This window comes from Variovorax sp. GW821-FHT10D07, from assembly GCF_059415325.1.
In genome coordinates this window covers 127744-143239 of record NZ_JBWKMZ010000015.1, presented here as the reverse complement: position 1 = coordinate 143239, position 15496 = coordinate 127744, and the positions used below count along the sequence as shown (strand labels likewise).

Here is a 15496-nt window from a genome sequence, read left to right as displayed (position 1 = left end):
CAGAAACGGCGGCCGGCCCAGCAGCAGCCCGTCAGGACGTTGCCGCGCCATTCGCCGCGCTCCCGGGGCCCGCCGCCTCCTCGTTGTTGTGCATCTGCCCCGGCATGGCGGAGCGAAGCAGCAGGGCGCCCAACAAACCCGCCACCGCCGCGAACACGGCGCCGACGAGAAATGCCATCTGGTAGCCGCCGGTGAGCGCGAGCGGCGTGCTCGCGCCGGCCGCGAGCATCGAGCCGGTCTGCGCGGCCGCGATGCTCGCGAGCACCGCGAGGCCCAGCGCGCCGCCCATCATGAAGGCGGTGTTGACCACGCCCGAGGCCAGGCCCGATTCGCTAGGGCTCACCTCGCTCATCGCGGCCAGCAGCAGCGGATTGAAGGCCATGCCGGCGCCCAGGCCCAGCAGCAGCATGCCGGGCAGCACGTCGATCGCGAAGCGGCCGTCGACCGGCGCGCGCGCGAACAGCGCCAGCCCGATGGCCGCGAGCCACAGGCCCGCCGCGAGCGGACGGCGGATGCCGAAGCGCATCACGATCTTTGCCGACAGCCCCAGCGAGAACACGGCCATGATGACGTTGGCCGGCAGGAAGGCCAGGCCGATCTGCATCGGCGTGTAGGCGAGCACCAGCTGCATGTAGAGCGCCGAGATGAAGAACCAGGCGAACATCGCCGCGGCCCACAGCACGCCCACCACGTTCGAGACCGAGACGCTGCGCAGCCGGAACAGGCCCAGCGGCATCAGCGGATGCTTCACCCTGGCCTCGATGGCGATGAAGATCGCGAGCAGCGCGACCGCGGTGCCGAGCAGGCCCAGCGTCTGCGCCGAGCGCCAGCCGGCCTCGTTGCCGTTGACCACGCCGTAGACCGCGAGCATCAGCGAGAGCGTGACCGTGACCGCGCCGGCCACGTCGAGCTTCTCGCCATGGGCCTGGCCGCGCGCGCTCGGCAGCAGCGCGATGCACAGCGCATACACGGCCACGCCGATCGGCAGGTTGACCAGGAAGATCCAGTGCCAGCTCAGCGAGCTGGTGAGCAGGCCGCCGAGCAGCACGCCGATGCTGCCGCCGCCGGCGCAGACGAAGCCGTAGACGCCCATCGCCTTGGCGCGGTCGGCCGGCTCGGTGAAGAGGTTCATGATCAGCGACAGCGAGACGGCCGACACGATCGCGCCGCCCAGGCCCTGCACCGCGCGCGCGGCGATCAAGAGGCCCTGCGTGGTCGAGATGCCGCAGGCCAGCGAAGCCAGCGTGAACAGCACCAGCCCGGCGAGGAAGACGCGGCGGTGGCCGTAGAGGTCGCCGAGCCGTCCGCCCAGCAGCAGGAAGCCGCCGAAGGTCAGCATGTAGGCGTTGACGACCCACACCAGCGAGGTCTCGGTGAAGCCGAGGTCGGTGCGGATCGACGGCAGCGCGACGTTCACGATGGTGGTGTCGAGCACGATCATCAGCACGCCCAGGCACAGCACCATCAGGGCGAGCCAGCGCTTGCGGTTGTCGAGGGATTCGGTCATGGAAAGGATTCCTCAGGGGCCGGGCGGCAGGCCGCCCGGCGGATGGTTGTGGCGTTCTTCGTCAGACCAGGGAGGCGCCGCCGTTGATCAGCCAGGGCGTGCCGTAGCGGTCGGTCACCATGCCGAAGCCCTCGACCCAGAAGGTCTTCTCGAACGGCATGCCGACCTGGCCGCCGTCGGCGAGGGCGTCGAACACGCGCTTCGCCTCGGCGACCGTCGGGTAGTTGAGCGCGACGCCGAAGCCCTTCATGCCTTCGTACGGCATGCCCGGCATGCTGTCGGAGGCCATGAGCGTGCTGTCGCCGACGACGAGGCTGGCATGCATCAGTCGGCTGGCGGCCTCGGGCGGCATGTTGGCGGCTTCGGGGCTTTCGCCCACGGTCATGAGCATTTCCATTTTTCCGCCGAGCGTCTTCTCGTAGAAGCGCATGGCCTCGGCCGCGTTGCCGTCGAAGGTGAGATAGGCATTGAGGAGCGACATGAGAGTTCCTTCAGTGAGTGGGTGGATGGGATAACGGAGGGGACAGGCTCAGGATCCCGCCGGCTTCTCGGCCGCGGTCTTGAGGTTGGCGAGGCCGGCTTCGAAGTCCTTGCCGATCAGGGTGTCCATGTCGAAGAACAGGCCCATGAGCTTGGAGACGTAGGGCGCCGGGCCGTGCATGGCCCAGGTGACCTGGGTCGCGTCGCCCTGCGGCTGGAAGCTGAAGTCGGCGGTGTTGCGGGCCTCGAAGGGCTGGAGGAAGTCGAGCTTGATCGAGACCTTGGTGGGCGAGGCCTCGAGGATCTCCATGCGGCCGGCGCCGGCCTTGTCGTTGCCCTCCCAGGCGTAGGTCGCGCCCGGGCCGCTGGCGGCGCCGCCGAAGCTGCGCTTCATGGCCGGATCGAGCTTCTCGTAGGGCGACCATTCGCTCCAGCGGTGGAAGTCGGCGACCAGCGGCGCGATCCGCGCGGGCGGGGCCTGGATGCGCGCGCTGCGTTCGACGCGGAAGCTGTCGGGGCGGGTGGCCGCGAACAGCAGGACGCCGGCGATCAGCACGACGAGGAGGAGGGCGATTTTCTTGAACATGGAGCGCTCTGCAACGACGAATGGAAAAGGGGGAAAGGGGGCTTCGCGCGGCGCGGCTTCAGTCGCCGACCACCACCATCCAGCCCACGCCGAAGCGGTCGCCGACCATGCCGAAGCCCGGCGAGAAGAAGGTGGCGATCAGCGGCTGCATCACCTGGCCGCCGTCGGCCAGCGCGTCGAACCACTTGCGCGCGTCGGCCTCGGTGGGCGCGGTGATCGCCAGCATGATTCCCTTGAACTCGGCCTGGCCCGAGCAGCGGCCGTCGGAGGCCATGAGCTCGGTCTCGCCGATGCGCAGCACCGCATGCATGACCTTGTCGGGACCGGGCATGGCGCCGGCGCAGCCGTCCGCGTCGGGCGGCATGTCGGCGGGGGCGTCGCTGTAGCGCATGAGCTGCACGACTTCGGCGCCGAGCGCCTTCCCGTAGAACGCGATGGCCTCGTCGCAGCGGCCTTCGAACGAGAGATAGGACTGGACTTTCATGGCAATTCCTCTTTGCAAGAGCGGTTATTCCGGGGGCGCCGCTGGGCAGCAGAGCCCGGGGCGAATACGATGGCACTACTTTGTGTACACCGTCCACAAAGAATAGCAAAGATAATGGACACTGTCCACATCGAAAAATCGTAGTCCGAGAAAGAAGGAAATGGTCCGCAACGCCGCCATCGCCGCCGAATCCGCGCCGCCCTCGCGCTCCACCTACCGCCATGGCGACCTGCGCCGGGCCTTGCTGGACGCGGGCATCGAGCTGGCGCGCGACGGCGGCCCCGACGCCGTGGTGCTGCGCGAGGCCACGCGCCGCGTGGGCGTGGTGCCCAACGCGGCCTACCGCCACTTCGCGAGCCGGCACGAGCTGCTGCTGGCGGTGCGCGGCGCGGCGCTGTCGGCCGCGGCGCGCTCGATGGAGAAGGAACTCGGCGCGATCTCGCACGACCAGCCGCCGGCCGACTACGCGCGCGCCTGGGTGCGGGCGATCGGCTCGGGCTACCTGCGCTTCGCGCAGGACCAGCCGGGGCTGTTCCGCACCGCCTTCGTGATCTCGTCCGACGAGGCGCGCGGCACCATCGGTCCCTCGAGCGCGGGCGCGAGCGGCATGGACCCGTTCCAGCTGCTGGGCTCGGGCCTCGACCGGCTGGTGGAGGCCGGTGCGCTCGATCCGGCGCGGCGCCCGAATGCCGAGTACCTGGCCTGGTCGGCGGTGCACGGGCTCGCGCTGCTGATCATCGAGGGCCCGCTCAAGGAGGCCGACCCGTCGGTGCTGGAGCCGCTGACGCTGCGGCTGCTGGAGATGGTGGAGCTGGGCCTGCAGTAGGCGCGGCGGGTCCTAGAGATAGACCTTCTGCAGCAGCTTGATCAGCGTCTCTCGCTCGCGCGCATTGAGCCGCGCGCTGGCATCGAGCTCGAGCTGGATCACGGCCTGTTCGGCCTCGCGCACCAGCGCCTCGCCGGCCGGCGTGAGATGCAGGCCGACCGCGCGGCCGTCGTGCGGATGCGGCTTGCGCTCGATCAGCGCGCGCGCGTCGAGCTCGGCCACCAGGCTCACGAGGTTGGGCGGCAGGATGTCGAGCGTGCTGCAGATCTGGCGCGAGGTGGCGCCCGGGTTGTGCGCCAGCAGCGAGAGCACCGAGAAGTCGATCTGCTTGAGCTTGAAGGCCGCCATGCGCTTGGCGAACAGCGCGCTCACCACCAGCCAGGCGCGGCGCGCGTTGTAGCCGACCAGGGTCTCGAGCACGCGCGCGTCGAGGCGGTCCGTCCGGCCGAGCGGCGCGGCGGCGATGTCGCTCTTCGCGCTCTTCGGAGCGGCGGATTTCGGGGAGGTGGGCATGGCGCAAGCGTAACCGCGAGCGGGGCCCCGAAGCGCCGGGCCGGTGGCGACTTGGCGACAGCCCGGCGCGGGCTCAGGACTCCGCGGTGAAGCCGATCTTCTTCACCAGCGGGCCCCAGCGCTCGTATTCGGACTGCAGCGACCGGCGCATCTCCTCGGGCGTGGAGCCCTGCGCGATCAGGCCCACCGACAGCAGGCCGTCGGCCACGGCCTTGTCCTTGAGCGCGGCCTGGATCGCGCCGCTCGCGGCGGCGATCACCGGCGCGGGCGTCTTCGCGGGCGCGAAGAAGCCGAACCATTCGTCGGCCACCAGCTCGGGGAAGCCCTGCTCGGCGAAGGTCGGCACCTCGGGCAGGTAGGCGGCGCGCTGGGCGCCCGAGGTGGCGAGCACGCGCAGCTTGTTGGCCTTGACGAAGGGCAGGTAGTCGCCGCTGGGCGTGAGGCTCGAGGCGATCTGGCCGCCCACCACGTCGTTGACCGCCGGCAGCGAGCCGCGGTAGGGCACGTGGCGCAGGTCGGCGCCGCTGTTGAGGCCCAGCAGCGCGCCCAGGAAGTGCGGCGTGGAGCCCGCGCCCGGCGAGCCGTAGCTGGCCTGGCCCGGGTTGGCCTTGGCCCAGGCCACGTAGTCCTTCAGCGTCTTCACGCTGGCCGGCACCATCGGGCCGACCGCCAGGCCGTGCGTCATCACCGCGCCGATCGAGACCGGCGCGAAGTCGGCCAGGCCATAGCTCAGCTTGCTATAGATGTAGGGATAGGTCGACAGCGCCGAGGCCTGCGAGAGCGCGAGCACCGAGCCGTCGGCCGGCGCGCTCTTGAGCGAGTCGAGCGCGATGCGCCCGCCCGCGCCGGGCTTGTTCTCGACCACGGGATTGAGCTTGGTGAAGTCGGTGCCGCCGAGCTTGTCGGCCACGCGGCGCGCCACGCTGTCGCCCGCGCTGCCGGCCGGGAAGCCGTAGTAGATCTTCACCTGCTGGGCGACGATCTCGGCCAGCGCGGCCAGGGGATGCTGCAGGGCGCCGAGCGCGGCTGCGCCGCCGAGCGCCGTCACGAACTGACGTCGGTTGGTCATGGTCTTGTCTCCGGTTGGTGGTGCTGGATCTATCGCGGCGCCATGCGCAGCGCGCCGTCGAGGCGGATCACCTCGCCGTTGAGGTGGCCGTTGGTCACGACGTGGCAGGCCAGCTCGGCGAATTCCGAGGGCTGGCCCAGCCGCGGCGGGAACGGGATCGAGGCCGCGAGCGACTGCTGCACCGGCTCGGGCAGCTCGAGCAGCAGCGGCGTGGCGAACAGACCGGGCGCGACGGTGCAGACGCGGATCGCGTGCTGCGCGAGGTCGCGCGCCATCGGCAGGGTCATGCCGACCAGGCCGCCCTTCGAGGCGCTGTAGGCCTGCTGGCCGACCTGGCCGTCGAAGGCCGCGACCGAGGCGGTGAACAGCATCACGCCCTTCTCGCCGTTGGCGAGCGCCTCGAGCTTTGCGCAGCGCGCGGCGAACAGGCGCGCCATGTTGTAGCTGCCGATCAGGTTGACGCTGACCACGCGCACGAAGTCCTCGAGCGGCGCCGGGTTGCCGTCCTTGCCGACGATGCGCTTGGCGCTGCCGATGCCGGCCACGTTCATCAGGATGCGCGCCGGGCCGTGCGCGGCCTCGGCCCGGTCGAGCGCGGCGCTCACGCTCGCGGCATCGGTGATGTCGCAGGCGCAGGCGATGCCGCCGATCTCGGCGGCGACCTTGGCGGCCAGCTCGGCATTGCGGTCGAGCAGCGCCACCTTCGCGCCCAGGCGCGCGAGTTCGCGCGCGGTGGCCTCGCCGAGGCCCGATGCGCCGCCGGTCACGAGTGCGGCCTGTCCTTCGATCTTCATGGGTTCGTCTCCAAAGAGGGGAAAAAAGGCGTCAGCGCGGCCGCAGGGTGAAGGGCAGCGTGCCGTCGTGCAGCGCCTCGACCAGCGCGGCGCGGTGCTTGAGCACGGCGCGCTGGTTGATCGAGCCCTTGTCGGTGACCTCGCCCTTGTCGATCGAGGGCGGCTCGCTCATCAGGTGCAGCCGCGCGATGCGGTTGGCGCTGCCGGTGCTCGCGGCGGCGAGCTGGTCCAGCACCTGCTGGAAGTGCGCCTGCACCGGCGCGCTCTCGAGCACCTGCCGCATGCTCGCGCCGGCGTCGAGGCCCGCGAGCTGGCGCACCTTCTGCGTAGTGAAGACCAGCGCGCCGACCTCCTTGAGGTTGATGCCGGTCAGCACCGCGTCCTGCACGTAGGGCGAGCCGGCCGTGGCGATCTTCGCGCGCAGCGGGCCCACGCTCACGAAGGTGCCGGTGGCGAGCTTGAAGTCCTCGGCGATGCGGCCGTCGAAGCGCAGGCCGCGGTGGATGTCGGCGTCGTCGATCCACTTCACCGCGTCGCCGGTCGAGAAGAAGCCTTCCTCGTCGAAGGCCTCGGCCGTGGCCTCGGGCGCGCGCCAGTAGCCGGGCGTGATGTTGGGGCCGCGATAGCGCACCTCGGTCTTGCCGTCGACCTCGATCAGCTTGAGCTCGATGCCCGCCGCGGGCAGGCCGACGTCGCCCGACTTCACGTCGGGGCCGGTCACGTAGAGCGCGAACGGGCCCGATTCGGTCATGCCCAGGCCGGTGCCCATCACGATGCGCTCGCCGACCTCGGCCTCCTGCGTGCGGTGCAGGCTGTCCCAGACCGGCTGCGACAGCGCCGCGCCCGAGTAGAAGAACATCTTCACGCGCGACAGCAGGTTGCGCCGCAGCACCGGGTCGGTCTCCATCGCCTGCGCGATCGCCTCGAAGCCGGTCGGCACGTTGAAGTAGATGGTGGGCGCGATCTCGCGCAGGTTGCGCAGCGTCTCGGCCATGCCGGTGGCCGTGGGCTTGCCCTCGTCGATGTAGAGCGTGCCGCCGTTGTCGAGCACGATGCCCACGTTGTGGTTGCCGCCGAAGGTGTGGTTCCACGGCAGCCAGTCGACCAGCACCGGCGGCTCGTCGCCCAGCGCCGGGATCGACTGGCGCAGCTGCTGCTGGTTGGCGCACCACATGCGGTGCGTGTTGACCACCGCCTTGGGCATCTTGGTCGAGCCCGAGGTGAACAGGAACTTGGTGATGGTGTCGGCGCCGGTGGCGTGCATCGCGGCGTCGATGGCGGGCGTGGGCACCGTTGCCGCGAGCGCGTCGAACGAGGTGGTGGCGCGGCCGGGCAGCGTGCCTTCGGCCAGCACGATCTCGACGTCCGTGTCGGCCGGCAGCGTGGCCTCGATCGCGCGGGCATAGCGCGCGGCGTCGGCCGCGAACACCAGGCCCGGCGTGAGCGTGGCCAGCACGTGGCGCAGCTTGTCGAAGTCCTGGCTCACGAGCGAGTAGGGCGGCGAGACCGGGCAGTAGGGCACGCCCGCGTAGAGGCAGCCAAGCGCGAGCAGCGCGTGCTCGATGCCGTTCTCGCTGAGGATCGCCACCGGGCGCTCTGCGTTCAGGCCGCGCGCTAGCAGGGCCTGGCCGATCGCGCGCGCCTTGTGCAGCGCCTCGGCGTAGCTCACGCGCAGCCAGTCGCCGGTGCCGCCGTCGGCCAGCCGCGCGCGGCGCGCGATGAAGGTGCGCTCGGGCGTGGCCTCGGCCCAGTGGTGCAGCCGGTCGGTCATGCGTTCGCGGTAGGGGCGAAGCGGCGTTTCCGCGCTCAGGTACTGCGTGCCCGGCGCGCCGTCGCGCAGCAGCGCGCGCGTGACGCCGAAGGCGAGCGGTCGGTATTTGATGGCCGTCATCGGGGCGCCCGTGCGTGAGTGGATGAGTGAATGAATGAAGAGGGCTTCAGCCCTTGCTGACCTTGGCGCCGCGGCCTTCGAGGAAGTCGCGCACGCGCTGCTTGGCCTCGGGCGCGGCCTGCACGATGCCGGACATCAGCGCCTCGGTGAAGAAGCCGTGGTCGGCCGGCTGCTCGGCGATGCGCGGCAGCGCGTGCATCAGCGCGTAGTTGGTGAGCGGCGCGTTGGTGGCCACGCGCTTGGCGAGCTCGAAGGCCTTGTCGAAGGCCGTGCCCTCTTCGACCAGGTACTGCGCGAAGTTGGCGCGCTCGCCGTCCTCGGCGTTGTAGACGCGGCCGGTCATCATCATGTCGGTCATGCGCGCCACGCCGATCAGCCTGGGGATGCGCACCGAGCCGCCGCCGCCCACGAAGATGCCGCGCGAGCCCTCGGGCAGCGCATAGAAGGTGCTGCGGTCGGCCACGCGGATGTGGCAGGCGCTCGCGAGCTCGAGCCCGCCGCCGACCACCGCGCCGTGCAGCGCGGCGATCACCGGCACCGGGCCCTTCTCGATGCACTCCAGCGCCGCATGCCACAGGCGCGAATGGGCGAGGCCCTGGCCCGCGTCGCGCTCCTTGAGTTCGCTCAGGTCGAGGCCGGCGCAGAAGTGCGGGCCCTCGCCGTCGATCACGGCCGCGCCCACGCTGGCGGGCAGGTTCTGGAAGGCATCGCGCAGCGCGAGGATCAGGCCGTCCGACAGCGCGTTGCGCTTGGCGCCACGCGTCAGGCGAATGATGGCGACGTCGTCGCGGAGGTCGATGTGGAGGTCGGAAGAGGTCATGTTGCGTTCTGGATTGAAGCGGATTATGGTTATGTGGAATAATCAATTCAAGGCATTCGACGATGCCGCGGACTAGGGACTTTCCCGTAAAGGAGACGATGAAGTGGACCACCAGAACCTGATCGCGATCGATATCCACACCCATGCCGAGGTGAGCTGCTGGAACCCGTTCGACAACTACGGCGAGGAGTACGACCGCGCGGCCGACAAGTACTTCGGCTCGAACCGCCGCCCGACGATCGAGGAGACGGTGGCCTACTACCGCGAGCGCAAGCTGGGGCTGGTGATGTTCATGGTCGACGCCGAGTCGAACATGGGCCGGCGGCGCATCCCGAACGAGGAGATCGCCGAGGCGGCGCAGAAGAACGCCGACATGATGATCGCCTTCGCGAGCATCGATCCGCACAAGGGAAAGATGGGCGCGCGCGAGGCGCGGCGGCTGATCGAGGAGCACGGCGTCAAGGGCTTCAAGTTCCACCCGACGGTGCAGGCCTTCCATCCCTACGACCGCATGGCCTGGCCGATCTACGAGGTGGTGGCCGAATACGGCATGCCCGCGATCTTCCACACCGGCCACAGCGGCATCGGCTCGAGCATGCGCTGCGGCGGCGGCCTGCGGCTCGAGTACAGCAACCCGATGCACCTGGACGACGTGGCGATAGCCTTCCCCGACATGCAGATCGTGATGGCGCACCCCAGCTTCCCCTGGCAGGACGAGGCGCTGAGCGTGGCCACGCACAAGCCCAACGTCTGGATCGACCTCTCGGGCTGGAGCCCCAAGTACTTTCCGAAGCAGCTGGTGCAGTACGCCAACACGCTGCTGAAGGACCGCGTGCTGTTCGGCAGCGACTACCCGCTGATCACACCCGAGCGCTGGATGAAGGACTTCGAGGTCGCGGGCTTCAAGCCCGAGGTGATGCCGGGCATCTTGAAGGGCAACGCGGTGCGGCTGCTGCGGCTTGAGACTTCAGCCGCGGCCTGATCAGTCCGGCTTGCGCGCACGGCCCGCCGGCGCGGCAGCGTCGTTCCAGTGCTGCTCCCACAGGGCGTCGCCGCGTTCGAGCGCGGCGCCCAGCTCCTTCTTGCGCCGCTGCACGACCGCGGTGACCAGCGCATTGCACAGCGAGAAGGCGGCCGTGTAGGAATCGAAGGGCGAGGCGCTCGAGGTACGCACCAGCATCAGGTGGTCGGCCGAGGCGGCCGCGGCCGCCGAGGGGCTGTCGGTGATCACGATCACCTTCGCGCCGCGTTCGCGGAAGTAGGCCGCCGCGCGCGCCGTGGCCAGCGAGTGGCGTCGGAAGGTGACGGCCAGCAGCACGTCGTTTTCGCCGATCCACAGCAGCTGGTCCTCGAGCGGCAGCGCCGCCGTGCCGGCCAGCGGCCGCACTTCGGGCAGGCACAGGTTCAGGTGCAGCGCCAGATGGCCCGCGATGGCGGCCGCATGCCGGTGGCCCAGCACATGCACGCGCGCCTTGCGCTGCACCAGCAGCCGCACGGCGGCCTCGAAGGCCACGGGATCGATGGCCGCGAAGGTCGAGCTCAGGTTGTGCTGGTCGTGCAGCAGCGCGTTGGCCAGGCAGGTGCGCACCGAGGCGTCGTCGACGATCACGGCATCGGCGCGCGTGGCGGGCGAGGCCAGCCGCGCCGTGACCTCGGAGCGGGCCTCGAGCTGCGCTTCCGCGTAGCTGGGATAGCCGAGCTTGGCGAGCAGCCGCACCACGGTCGAGGCGCTGGTGCCCACCTTCTTTGCAAGGCTCGTTGCAGATTCGAGCAGGCCCTGGGGATAGCGCGTCTGCAGTTCCTCGATCAGGCGCTGCTCGCTGCGCGTGAGCTTGCGGCCGTAGCCCGAGATGCGTTGGTTGAGGTTCATGGTCGCCGGGCATTCTGCCCGCGCAGGGCGCGCGATGGGCTTCGATTTTGCAATGGTTATTGCAAAACTGTGACGACCTTGCAAGAATGCGCGCACATTCAGGCCCCATCCCTTTCCGATTCCAGGACGCTTCCATGACCTTCCCCCTTTCCGCCTCCGCGCTGCGCCGCCGCACCTTCCTGGGCGCGGGCCTCGCGGCCGCGTTGCCGCTGGCGGCGCATGCGCAGGCCTATCCGTCGCGGCCGGTCACGCTGGTGGTGCCGTTCCCGGCCGGCGGTTCGGTGGACCTGATCGCGCGGCTCTATGCCGATCCGCTCGCGAAGGCGCTGGGCGCGCCGGTGGTGATCGACAACCGCGGCGGCGCGGGCGGCTCGATCGCCAGCGCGCAGGTGGCGCGCGCCAAACCCGACGGCTACACGCTGGTGGTCTCGTCGCAGAGCTCGCACCTCGCGAATCCGCTCACGCGGGCCAACCCCGGCTACGACCCGATCAAGGACTTCGCCTCCATCAGCCAGCTCGCTCGCTCGATCAACGTGCTGCTGGTGAACCCGGCCGTGCCCGCGAAGAACTTCAAGGAATTCGTCGCGCTCGTGAAGGCCCGCCCCGGCGAGCTGAACTTCTGCAGCGCCGGGCCCGGCAGCATGGGCCAGCTCAACGTCGAACTGATGAAGTCGCAGCTGCAGCTCAATGCCACGCACGTGCCGTACCGCGGCGGCGGCCCGCTGGTCACGGCGCTGATCTCGAACGAGGTGCAGTTCGGCCTCGACAACCTCGCGCCCTTCCTGCCGCACATCCAGGCCGGCAAGCTGCGCGCGCTCGCGGTGGCCGCGCCGGCACGCGTCGCGGCGCTGCCCGACGTGCCGACCTTCGCGGAGCTCGGCTATCCGGTGCTCAACACCACCTCGTGGATCGGCTTGGCCGCACCCGCGAAGACGCCGGGCGACGTGATCGCCACCTTGCACAAGGCCGTGCGCTCGGTGGCCGATCAGCCGTCCATGGTCGAGGCGCTGGAGTCGCGCGGTTCGCTCACGCCCGAGCAGCAGTCGCCCGCGCAGTTCACGGCCATGATGTCGGAGCGCCTCGCGCTGTACGGCGAGATGGTGAAGCGCGCGGGGATCCGCGGCGAATGACCACGTCCTCGTTCACTCCCGACACCGCGCCGCTCGAGGTGCTGCCGTGCGACCTCTCGGCCTACCGCGCGGGCAACACCGGCATCGACTACGTGCATCGTTTCGAATCGGGCCGGCCCGGGCCGCACGTGCTGGTCAATGCGCTGACGCACGGCAACGAGATCTGCGGCATGGTGGCGGCCACCGACCTGCTCGACCGCGGCGTGCGCCCGAAGATCGGCACGCTGACCGTGAGCTTCGCGAACGTCGAGGCCTACGAGGCCTTCGACATCGAGCGGCCCTACGAGAACCGCCAGCTGGTGCACAACCTCAACCGCATCTGGACGCCGGCGCTGCTCAACGGCACCGAGGACAGCCCCGAGCTGCGTCGCGCGCGCGAACTGCGGCCGGTGCTCGACGCGGCCGATCACGTGCTCGACATCCATTCGACGCGCGCGCCGGTGCAGCCCTTCTGGGTCTATCCGGAGCTCGAGCGCAATGCGCGGCTGGCGCTGGCCGTGGGCGCGCCGCTGGTGCACCTGGTGATGCCCGCGGGCGCGGCGCCCGGCACCGGCGTGATCGGCTACGGCCGCCACGGCGCGGCCGAGGGCCAGGGCGGGGCGGTCGTGGTGGAGTGCGGCCAGCACTTCAGCCGATCGGCCGCCGAGCTCGCGGTCGACGTGACGCAGCGTTTTCTCGCGCATCTCGGGCTGGTCGATCCGGTGGCCTCGCAGGCGCCCGCCGCGCCCGCGCGCCGCTTCCGCCTGCTCGAGGTGCACATGGTGAAGACCGAGAGCTTTGCCTTCACGCGGCCGCTGCTGGGCTTCGAGACCTTCGACCGGGGCGAACTGATCGCGGTCGACGCGGGGCAGGAGATCCGTTCGCCCTGCGACGGCTGCACGGTCTTCATGCCCACGCGCGCGGCGCTGGTGGGGCGCGAAGGCGTCTACCTCACGGTGCCGGTCTAAGGCACCCGCTCCTCGTCCTCTTCCTGCCGGTCCCAGTCGCGCCCGGCGCGCCGCTTGCGCTCCTCGCGCTCGCGCGCCATCTGCTCCTCGAACTGCTGGCGGCCCGCCTTGTTGACCGCGATCAGCTTCGCGCGGTCCTTGTAGTGCGGGTAGATGTCGTCGGTGAGCTTGAGGTTGCGCTCGCGGAAACGCATGCTCGATTCGCGCGCCTCGTGCGCGGGCCAGCCGAGCACCTCGAGCACCGAGCGCGCGCTGCGCAGCGACGACTCGAAGACCTCGCGCTCGACCAGCGTCACGCCGCGGTCGCGCAGCTGGAACAGGTGGCTCACGTTGCGCGCCCGCGCGATGATCTGCGCCTGCGGGAAGTTCTCGCGGAACAGGTCGACGATCTCGAGCGACTGCTCGATGTCGTCGACCGCCACCACCACCGCCTTGGCCGTGCCGGCACCGGCGGTGCGCAGCAGGTCGAGGCGCGTGGCATCGCCGTAGAACACCCGGAAGCCGAATTCGCGCAGGCCCTCGACGTTGTCGGCGTCGTGGTCGAGCACTGTCACGCGCAGCCCCTGCGACATCAGCATGCGGCCCACGATCTGGCCGTAGCGGCCGAAGCCGCAGATCAGCACCTTGGCGTCCTGCTGCTCCGAGATCTCCTCGAGCTGCGGCCCGCCGATGCGGCTGTAGCGCGGCAGCAGGTAGCGGTCGATCAGCACCAGCAGCAGCGGCGACAGCAGCATCGACAGCGCGACCGCGCCGATCAGCAGCGAGGTGACCTGCGGCGGCAGCACGTCGGGCCCGGCCGACTGGAACACCACGAAGGCGAACTCGCCGCCCTGCGCCAGCAGCAGCGTGAACACCGGGCGCTCCTGGTAGGCCAGCCCCATCGCCTTGGCCAGCGCATAGATCACCACCAGCTTGATGGCCATGAAGCCGAACACCAGCATCGCCATGATCCAGGGGCTCGCGAGCAGCACGCCGAAATCGATCGTCATGCCCACGGCGATGAAGAACAGCCCGAGCAAGAGGCCCTTGAAGGGCTCGATGTCGGTCTCGAGCTCGCGCCGGTATTCGCTCTCGGCCAGCAGCACGCCCGCGAGGAAGGCACCCAGCGCCATCGACAGGCCGACGAACTGCATCAGCGCGGCGATCGCCACCACCAGCAGCAGCGCGGCGGCGGTGAAGATCTCGGGCGTGTCGCTGCGCGCGATCCAGCGCAGCACCGGGCGCAGCGCGAGCCGGCCGCCGAGCACGATGCCGCCGATCACGCCGAAGATCTTCAGGCCCTCGAGCAGGCGGTCGAGGCCGCTCATCGACTGCTCGGCCGCGGTGGCGCCGGCCAGCAGCGGCAGGATGGCGAGGATCGGGATCGCCGCCACGTCCTGGAACAGCAGGATCGAGAAGCCGGCCTGGCCGCTCGGCGTGCGCAGCAGGTTGCGCTCGCCGAACACCTGCAGCGCGATCGCGGTCGAGGACAGCGCCAGGCCGAGCGCCGCCACCAGCGACACGCGCCAGGGCGCGCCGACCGCGCAGCCGATGGCGAACAGCACGGCGGCGCAACTGAGCACCTGGGCCGTGCCCCAGCCGAAGATCGGCCGGCGCAGGTTCCACAGCCGCTTGGGCTCGAGCTCGAGGCCGACCAGGAACAGCATCAGCACCACGCCGAACTCGGCGAAATGCAACACGTCCTCGACGCGCGACACCAGCCCCAGGCCCCAGGGGCCGATGGCGATGCCGGCCACCAGGTAGCCGATGATGGAACCGAGGCCCAGGGCCTTGGACAGCGGCACCACCAGCACGGCGGCGCTCAGATAGATCAGGCTGTTGGTCAGCCAGGCGGGCGCGTGCTCCATTCAGGCGCTCCCGCCGGTCGTCGCGGCCAGCCCGCGACGCATGGTGGTCTGGAACACCCGCTCGACCACCTTGCCGATGTCGTCCGATTCGGCCGGCCGGTCGCTTTCGGGCACCGGGCAGGCCACGCAGGCGTCGAGCTCGTCCATCTCGGGCCAGTCGGGGTAGCTGCCCAGGCGCTGGGCGAAGACCTCGACGTGCGCGGCCACTTCGGCCTCGGGGGCGCTGCGCGCGCCGTGGAAGATCAGCGGCGGCAGGAAGCGCATGCCGCACAGCGCGGCGGTCTGCTCGTAGGGCGGCAGGAAGGCGTCGAAGAAGAAGCGGTGGTAGCCCTGCGGGTGGTAGCTGCTCTCGGGGCTGCCGGTGGTGGCGACCAGCCACAGGTCCTTGCCCTGCAGCGCGATGCCCTCGGGGCCATAGGCCCAGCCGTAGGCCAGCACCTCGTCGACCCAGAGCTTCTGCAGCGCCGGCATCGAATACCACTGGATCGGATGCAACAGCACCACCAGCTGGGCGCGTTCGAGGCGCCGCTGCTCGGCCTCGACGTCGATCGCGTAGTCGGGGTAGGTGCCGTAGAGGTCGTTGACATCGACGCCCGGCACCGCGCGCGCCGCGGCCAGCAGCCGGCGGTTCACGCGCGAATCGCGCCAGTGCGGATGGGCGGCGAGCACATAGGTGCCTCCGCCCTGAGGGGTTCCCGTGGATGTTGTTGTCGTCATCCTGCGAACATAGCG

General features: G+C 70.2%; 16 protein-coding genes. 4 read left to right on the top strand and 12 right to left on the bottom strand.

What is annotated here, in order from left to right:
• Window positions 1-31: 31 nt before the first annotated feature.
• From AC07PU_RS33995 to AC07PU_RS33980, 4 genes are all read right to left on the bottom strand, one after another.
• Window positions 32-1507, bottom strand: coding sequence for a DHA2 family efflux MFS transporter permease subunit (locus AC07PU_RS33995; RefSeq protein ID WP_493210361.1), 1476 nt, complete (start codon window positions 1505-1507; stop codon window positions 32-34).
• Between the two features lie 61 nt (window positions 1508-1568).
• Entirely contained in the window at window positions 1569-1988 is a 420-nt protein-coding gene (locus tag AC07PU_RS33990; protein ID WP_495322617.1) for a VOC family protein, read from the bottom strand.
• A gap of 48 nt (window positions 1989-2036) precedes the next feature.
• A complete protein-coding gene (locus AC07PU_RS33985) occupies window positions 2037-2573 on the bottom strand; it encodes an SRPBCC family protein (protein ID WP_296799162.1) in 537 nt (178 codons plus the stop codon).
• A gap of 58 nt (window positions 2574-2631) precedes the next feature.
• Window positions 2632-3057 (bottom strand): VOC family protein, encoded by a 426-nt coding sequence (locus AC07PU_RS33980; RefSeq protein ID WP_495322616.1) that lies wholly within the window; start codon window positions 3055-3057, stop codon window positions 2632-2634.
• Between the two features lie 160 nt (window positions 3058-3217).
• On the opposite strand from AC07PU_RS33980, the gene AC07PU_RS33975 reads away from it, so the two are divergent.
• Window positions 3218-3883 carry a TetR/AcrR family transcriptional regulator gene (locus tag AC07PU_RS33975; protein ID WP_093347483.1) on the top strand — a complete coding sequence of 222 codons (666 nt, stop codon included), beginning with the start codon at window positions 3218-3220 and terminating at the stop codon, window positions 3881-3883.
• A 12-nt stretch (window positions 3884-3895) separates the two neighbouring features.
• Here AC07PU_RS33975 and AC07PU_RS33970 read toward each other — a convergent pair whose 3' ends face one another.
• The 5 genes from AC07PU_RS33970 to AC07PU_RS33950 form a co-directional block, all read right to left on the bottom strand.
• The gene (locus AC07PU_RS33970; RefSeq protein ID WP_495322615.1) at window positions 3896-4396 is read right to left on the bottom strand and encodes a MarR family winged helix-turn-helix transcriptional regulator; all 501 of its coding nucleotides are present in this window, start codon (window positions 4394-4396) and stop codon (window positions 3896-3898) included.
• Between the two features lie 73 nt (window positions 4397-4469).
• Window positions 4470-5465, bottom strand: a complete 996-nt coding sequence (locus AC07PU_RS33965; RefSeq protein ID WP_093347478.1) for a Bug family tripartite tricarboxylate transporter substrate binding protein — start codon at window positions 5463-5465, stop codon at window positions 4470-4472.
• 29 nt (window positions 5466-5494) lie between these two features.
• Window positions 5495-6259 (bottom strand): SDR family NAD(P)-dependent oxidoreductase, encoded by a 765-nt coding sequence (locus AC07PU_RS33960; protein WP_495322614.1) that lies wholly within the window; start codon window positions 6257-6259, stop codon window positions 5495-5497.
• Between the two features lie 31 nt (window positions 6260-6290).
• On the bottom strand, window positions 6291-8150 hold the full coding sequence (locus AC07PU_RS33955) for a feruloyl-CoA synthase (protein WP_495322613.1): 1860 nt from the start codon (window positions 8148-8150) through the stop codon (window positions 6291-6293).
• 46 nt (window positions 8151-8196) lie between these two features.
• Window positions 8197-8970 (bottom strand): crotonase/enoyl-CoA hydratase family protein, encoded by a 774-nt coding sequence (locus tag AC07PU_RS33950; RefSeq protein WP_495322612.1) that lies wholly within the window; start codon window positions 8968-8970, stop codon window positions 8197-8199.
• A 103-nt stretch (window positions 8971-9073) separates the two neighbouring features.
• Here AC07PU_RS33950 and AC07PU_RS33945 point away from each other — a divergent pair, with 103 nt between their 5' ends.
• Window positions 9074-9952, top strand: coding sequence for an amidohydrolase family protein (locus AC07PU_RS33945; RefSeq protein ID WP_495322611.1), 879 nt, complete (start codon window positions 9074-9076; stop codon window positions 9950-9952).
• Here the strand turns inward: AC07PU_RS33945 and AC07PU_RS33940 are convergent, their stop codons facing one another.
• On the bottom strand, window positions 9953-10840 hold the full coding sequence (locus AC07PU_RS33940; RefSeq protein ID WP_495322609.1) for a MurR/RpiR family transcriptional regulator: 888 nt from the start codon (window positions 10838-10840) through the stop codon (window positions 9953-9955). It lies immediately after the preceding gene.
• Between the two features lie 134 nt (window positions 10841-10974).
• Between AC07PU_RS33940 and AC07PU_RS33935 the strand changes: the two genes are divergently transcribed.
• Together AC07PU_RS33935 and AC07PU_RS33930 are read left to right on the top strand one after the other, a co-directional pair.
• Window positions 10975-11970: a Bug family tripartite tricarboxylate transporter substrate binding protein gene (locus AC07PU_RS33935; RefSeq protein WP_495322608.1), complete on the top strand. Its 996-nt coding sequence runs from the start codon at window positions 10975-10977 to the stop codon at window positions 11968-11970.
• Window positions 11967-12917 (top strand): M14 family metallopeptidase, encoded by a 951-nt coding sequence (locus AC07PU_RS33930; RefSeq protein WP_495322607.1) that lies wholly within the window; start codon window positions 11967-11969, stop codon window positions 12915-12917. The genes AC07PU_RS33935 and AC07PU_RS33930 overlap by 4 nt, the downstream gene beginning before the upstream one ends.
• On the opposite strand, the gene kefC is transcribed toward AC07PU_RS33930, so the two are convergent.
• Together kefC and kefF are read right to left on the bottom strand one after the other, a co-directional pair.
• On the bottom strand, window positions 12914-14764 hold the full coding sequence (gene kefC / locus AC07PU_RS33925; RefSeq protein ID WP_495322606.1) for a glutathione-regulated potassium-efflux system protein KefC: 1851 nt from the start codon (window positions 14762-14764) through the stop codon (window positions 12914-12916). The two genes, AC07PU_RS33930 and kefC, sit on opposite strands and share 4 nt — an antisense overlap.
• On the bottom strand, window positions 14765-15481 hold the full coding sequence (kefF, locus tag AC07PU_RS33920; protein ID WP_495322605.1) for a glutathione-regulated potassium-efflux system oxidoreductase KefF: 717 nt from the start codon (window positions 15479-15481) through the stop codon (window positions 14765-14767). It abuts the gene before it with no gap.
• Between the last annotated feature and the right edge of the window lie 15 nt (window positions 15482-15496).

Coding starts and splice junctions, on each gene's coding strand:
- AC07PU_RS33990 (WP_495322617.1), bottom strand. CDS start 1,988: ATGTCGCTCCTCAATGCCTATCTCACCTTCGACGGCAACGCGGCCGAG.
- kefC (WP_495322606.1), bottom strand. CDS start 14,764: ATGGAGCACGCGCCCGCCTGGCTGACCAACAGCCTGATCTATCTGAGC.
- AC07PU_RS33960 (WP_495322614.1), bottom strand. CDS start 6,259: ATGAAGATCGAAGGACAGGCCGCACTCGTGACCGGCGGCGCATCGGGC.
- AC07PU_RS33965 (WP_093347478.1), bottom strand. CDS start 5,465: ATGACCAACCGACGTCAGTTCGTGACGGCGCTCGGCGGCGCAGCCGCG.
- AC07PU_RS33975 (WP_093347483.1), top strand. CDS start 3,218: ATGGTCCGCAACGCCGCCATCGCCGCCGAATCCGCGCCGCCCTCGCGC.
- AC07PU_RS33955 (WP_495322613.1), bottom strand. CDS start 8,150: ATGACGGCCATCAAATACCGACCGCTCGCCTTCGGCGTCACGCGCGCG.
- AC07PU_RS33980 (WP_495322616.1), bottom strand. CDS start 3,057: ATGAAAGTCCAGTCCTATCTCTCGTTCGAAGGCCGCTGCGACGAGGCC.
- AC07PU_RS33930 (WP_495322607.1), top strand. CDS start 11,967: ATGACCACGTCCTCGTTCACTCCCGACACCGCGCCGCTCGAGGTGCTG.
- AC07PU_RS33985 (WP_296799162.1), bottom strand. CDS start 2,573: ATGTTCAAGAAAATCGCCCTCCTCCTCGTCGTGCTGATCGCCGGCGTC.
- kefF (WP_495322605.1), bottom strand. CDS start 15,481: ATGACGACAACAACATCCACGGGAACCCCTCAGGGCGGAGGCACCTAT.
- AC07PU_RS33935 (WP_495322608.1), top strand. CDS start 10,975: ATGACCTTCCCCCTTTCCGCCTCCGCGCTGCGCCGCCGCACCTTCCTG.
- AC07PU_RS33940 (WP_495322609.1), bottom strand. CDS start 10,840: ATGAACCTCAACCAACGCATCTCGGGCTACGGCCGCAAGCTCACGCGC.
- AC07PU_RS33970 (WP_495322615.1), bottom strand. CDS start 4,396: ATGCCCACCTCCCCGAAATCCGCCGCTCCGAAGAGCGCGAAGAGCGAC.
- AC07PU_RS33995 (WP_493210361.1), bottom strand. CDS start 1,507: ATGACCGAATCCCTCGACAACCGCAAGCGCTGGCTCGCCCTGATGGTG.
- AC07PU_RS33950 (WP_495322612.1), bottom strand. CDS start 8,970: ATGACCTCTTCCGACCTCCACATCGACCTCCGCGACGACGTCGCCATC.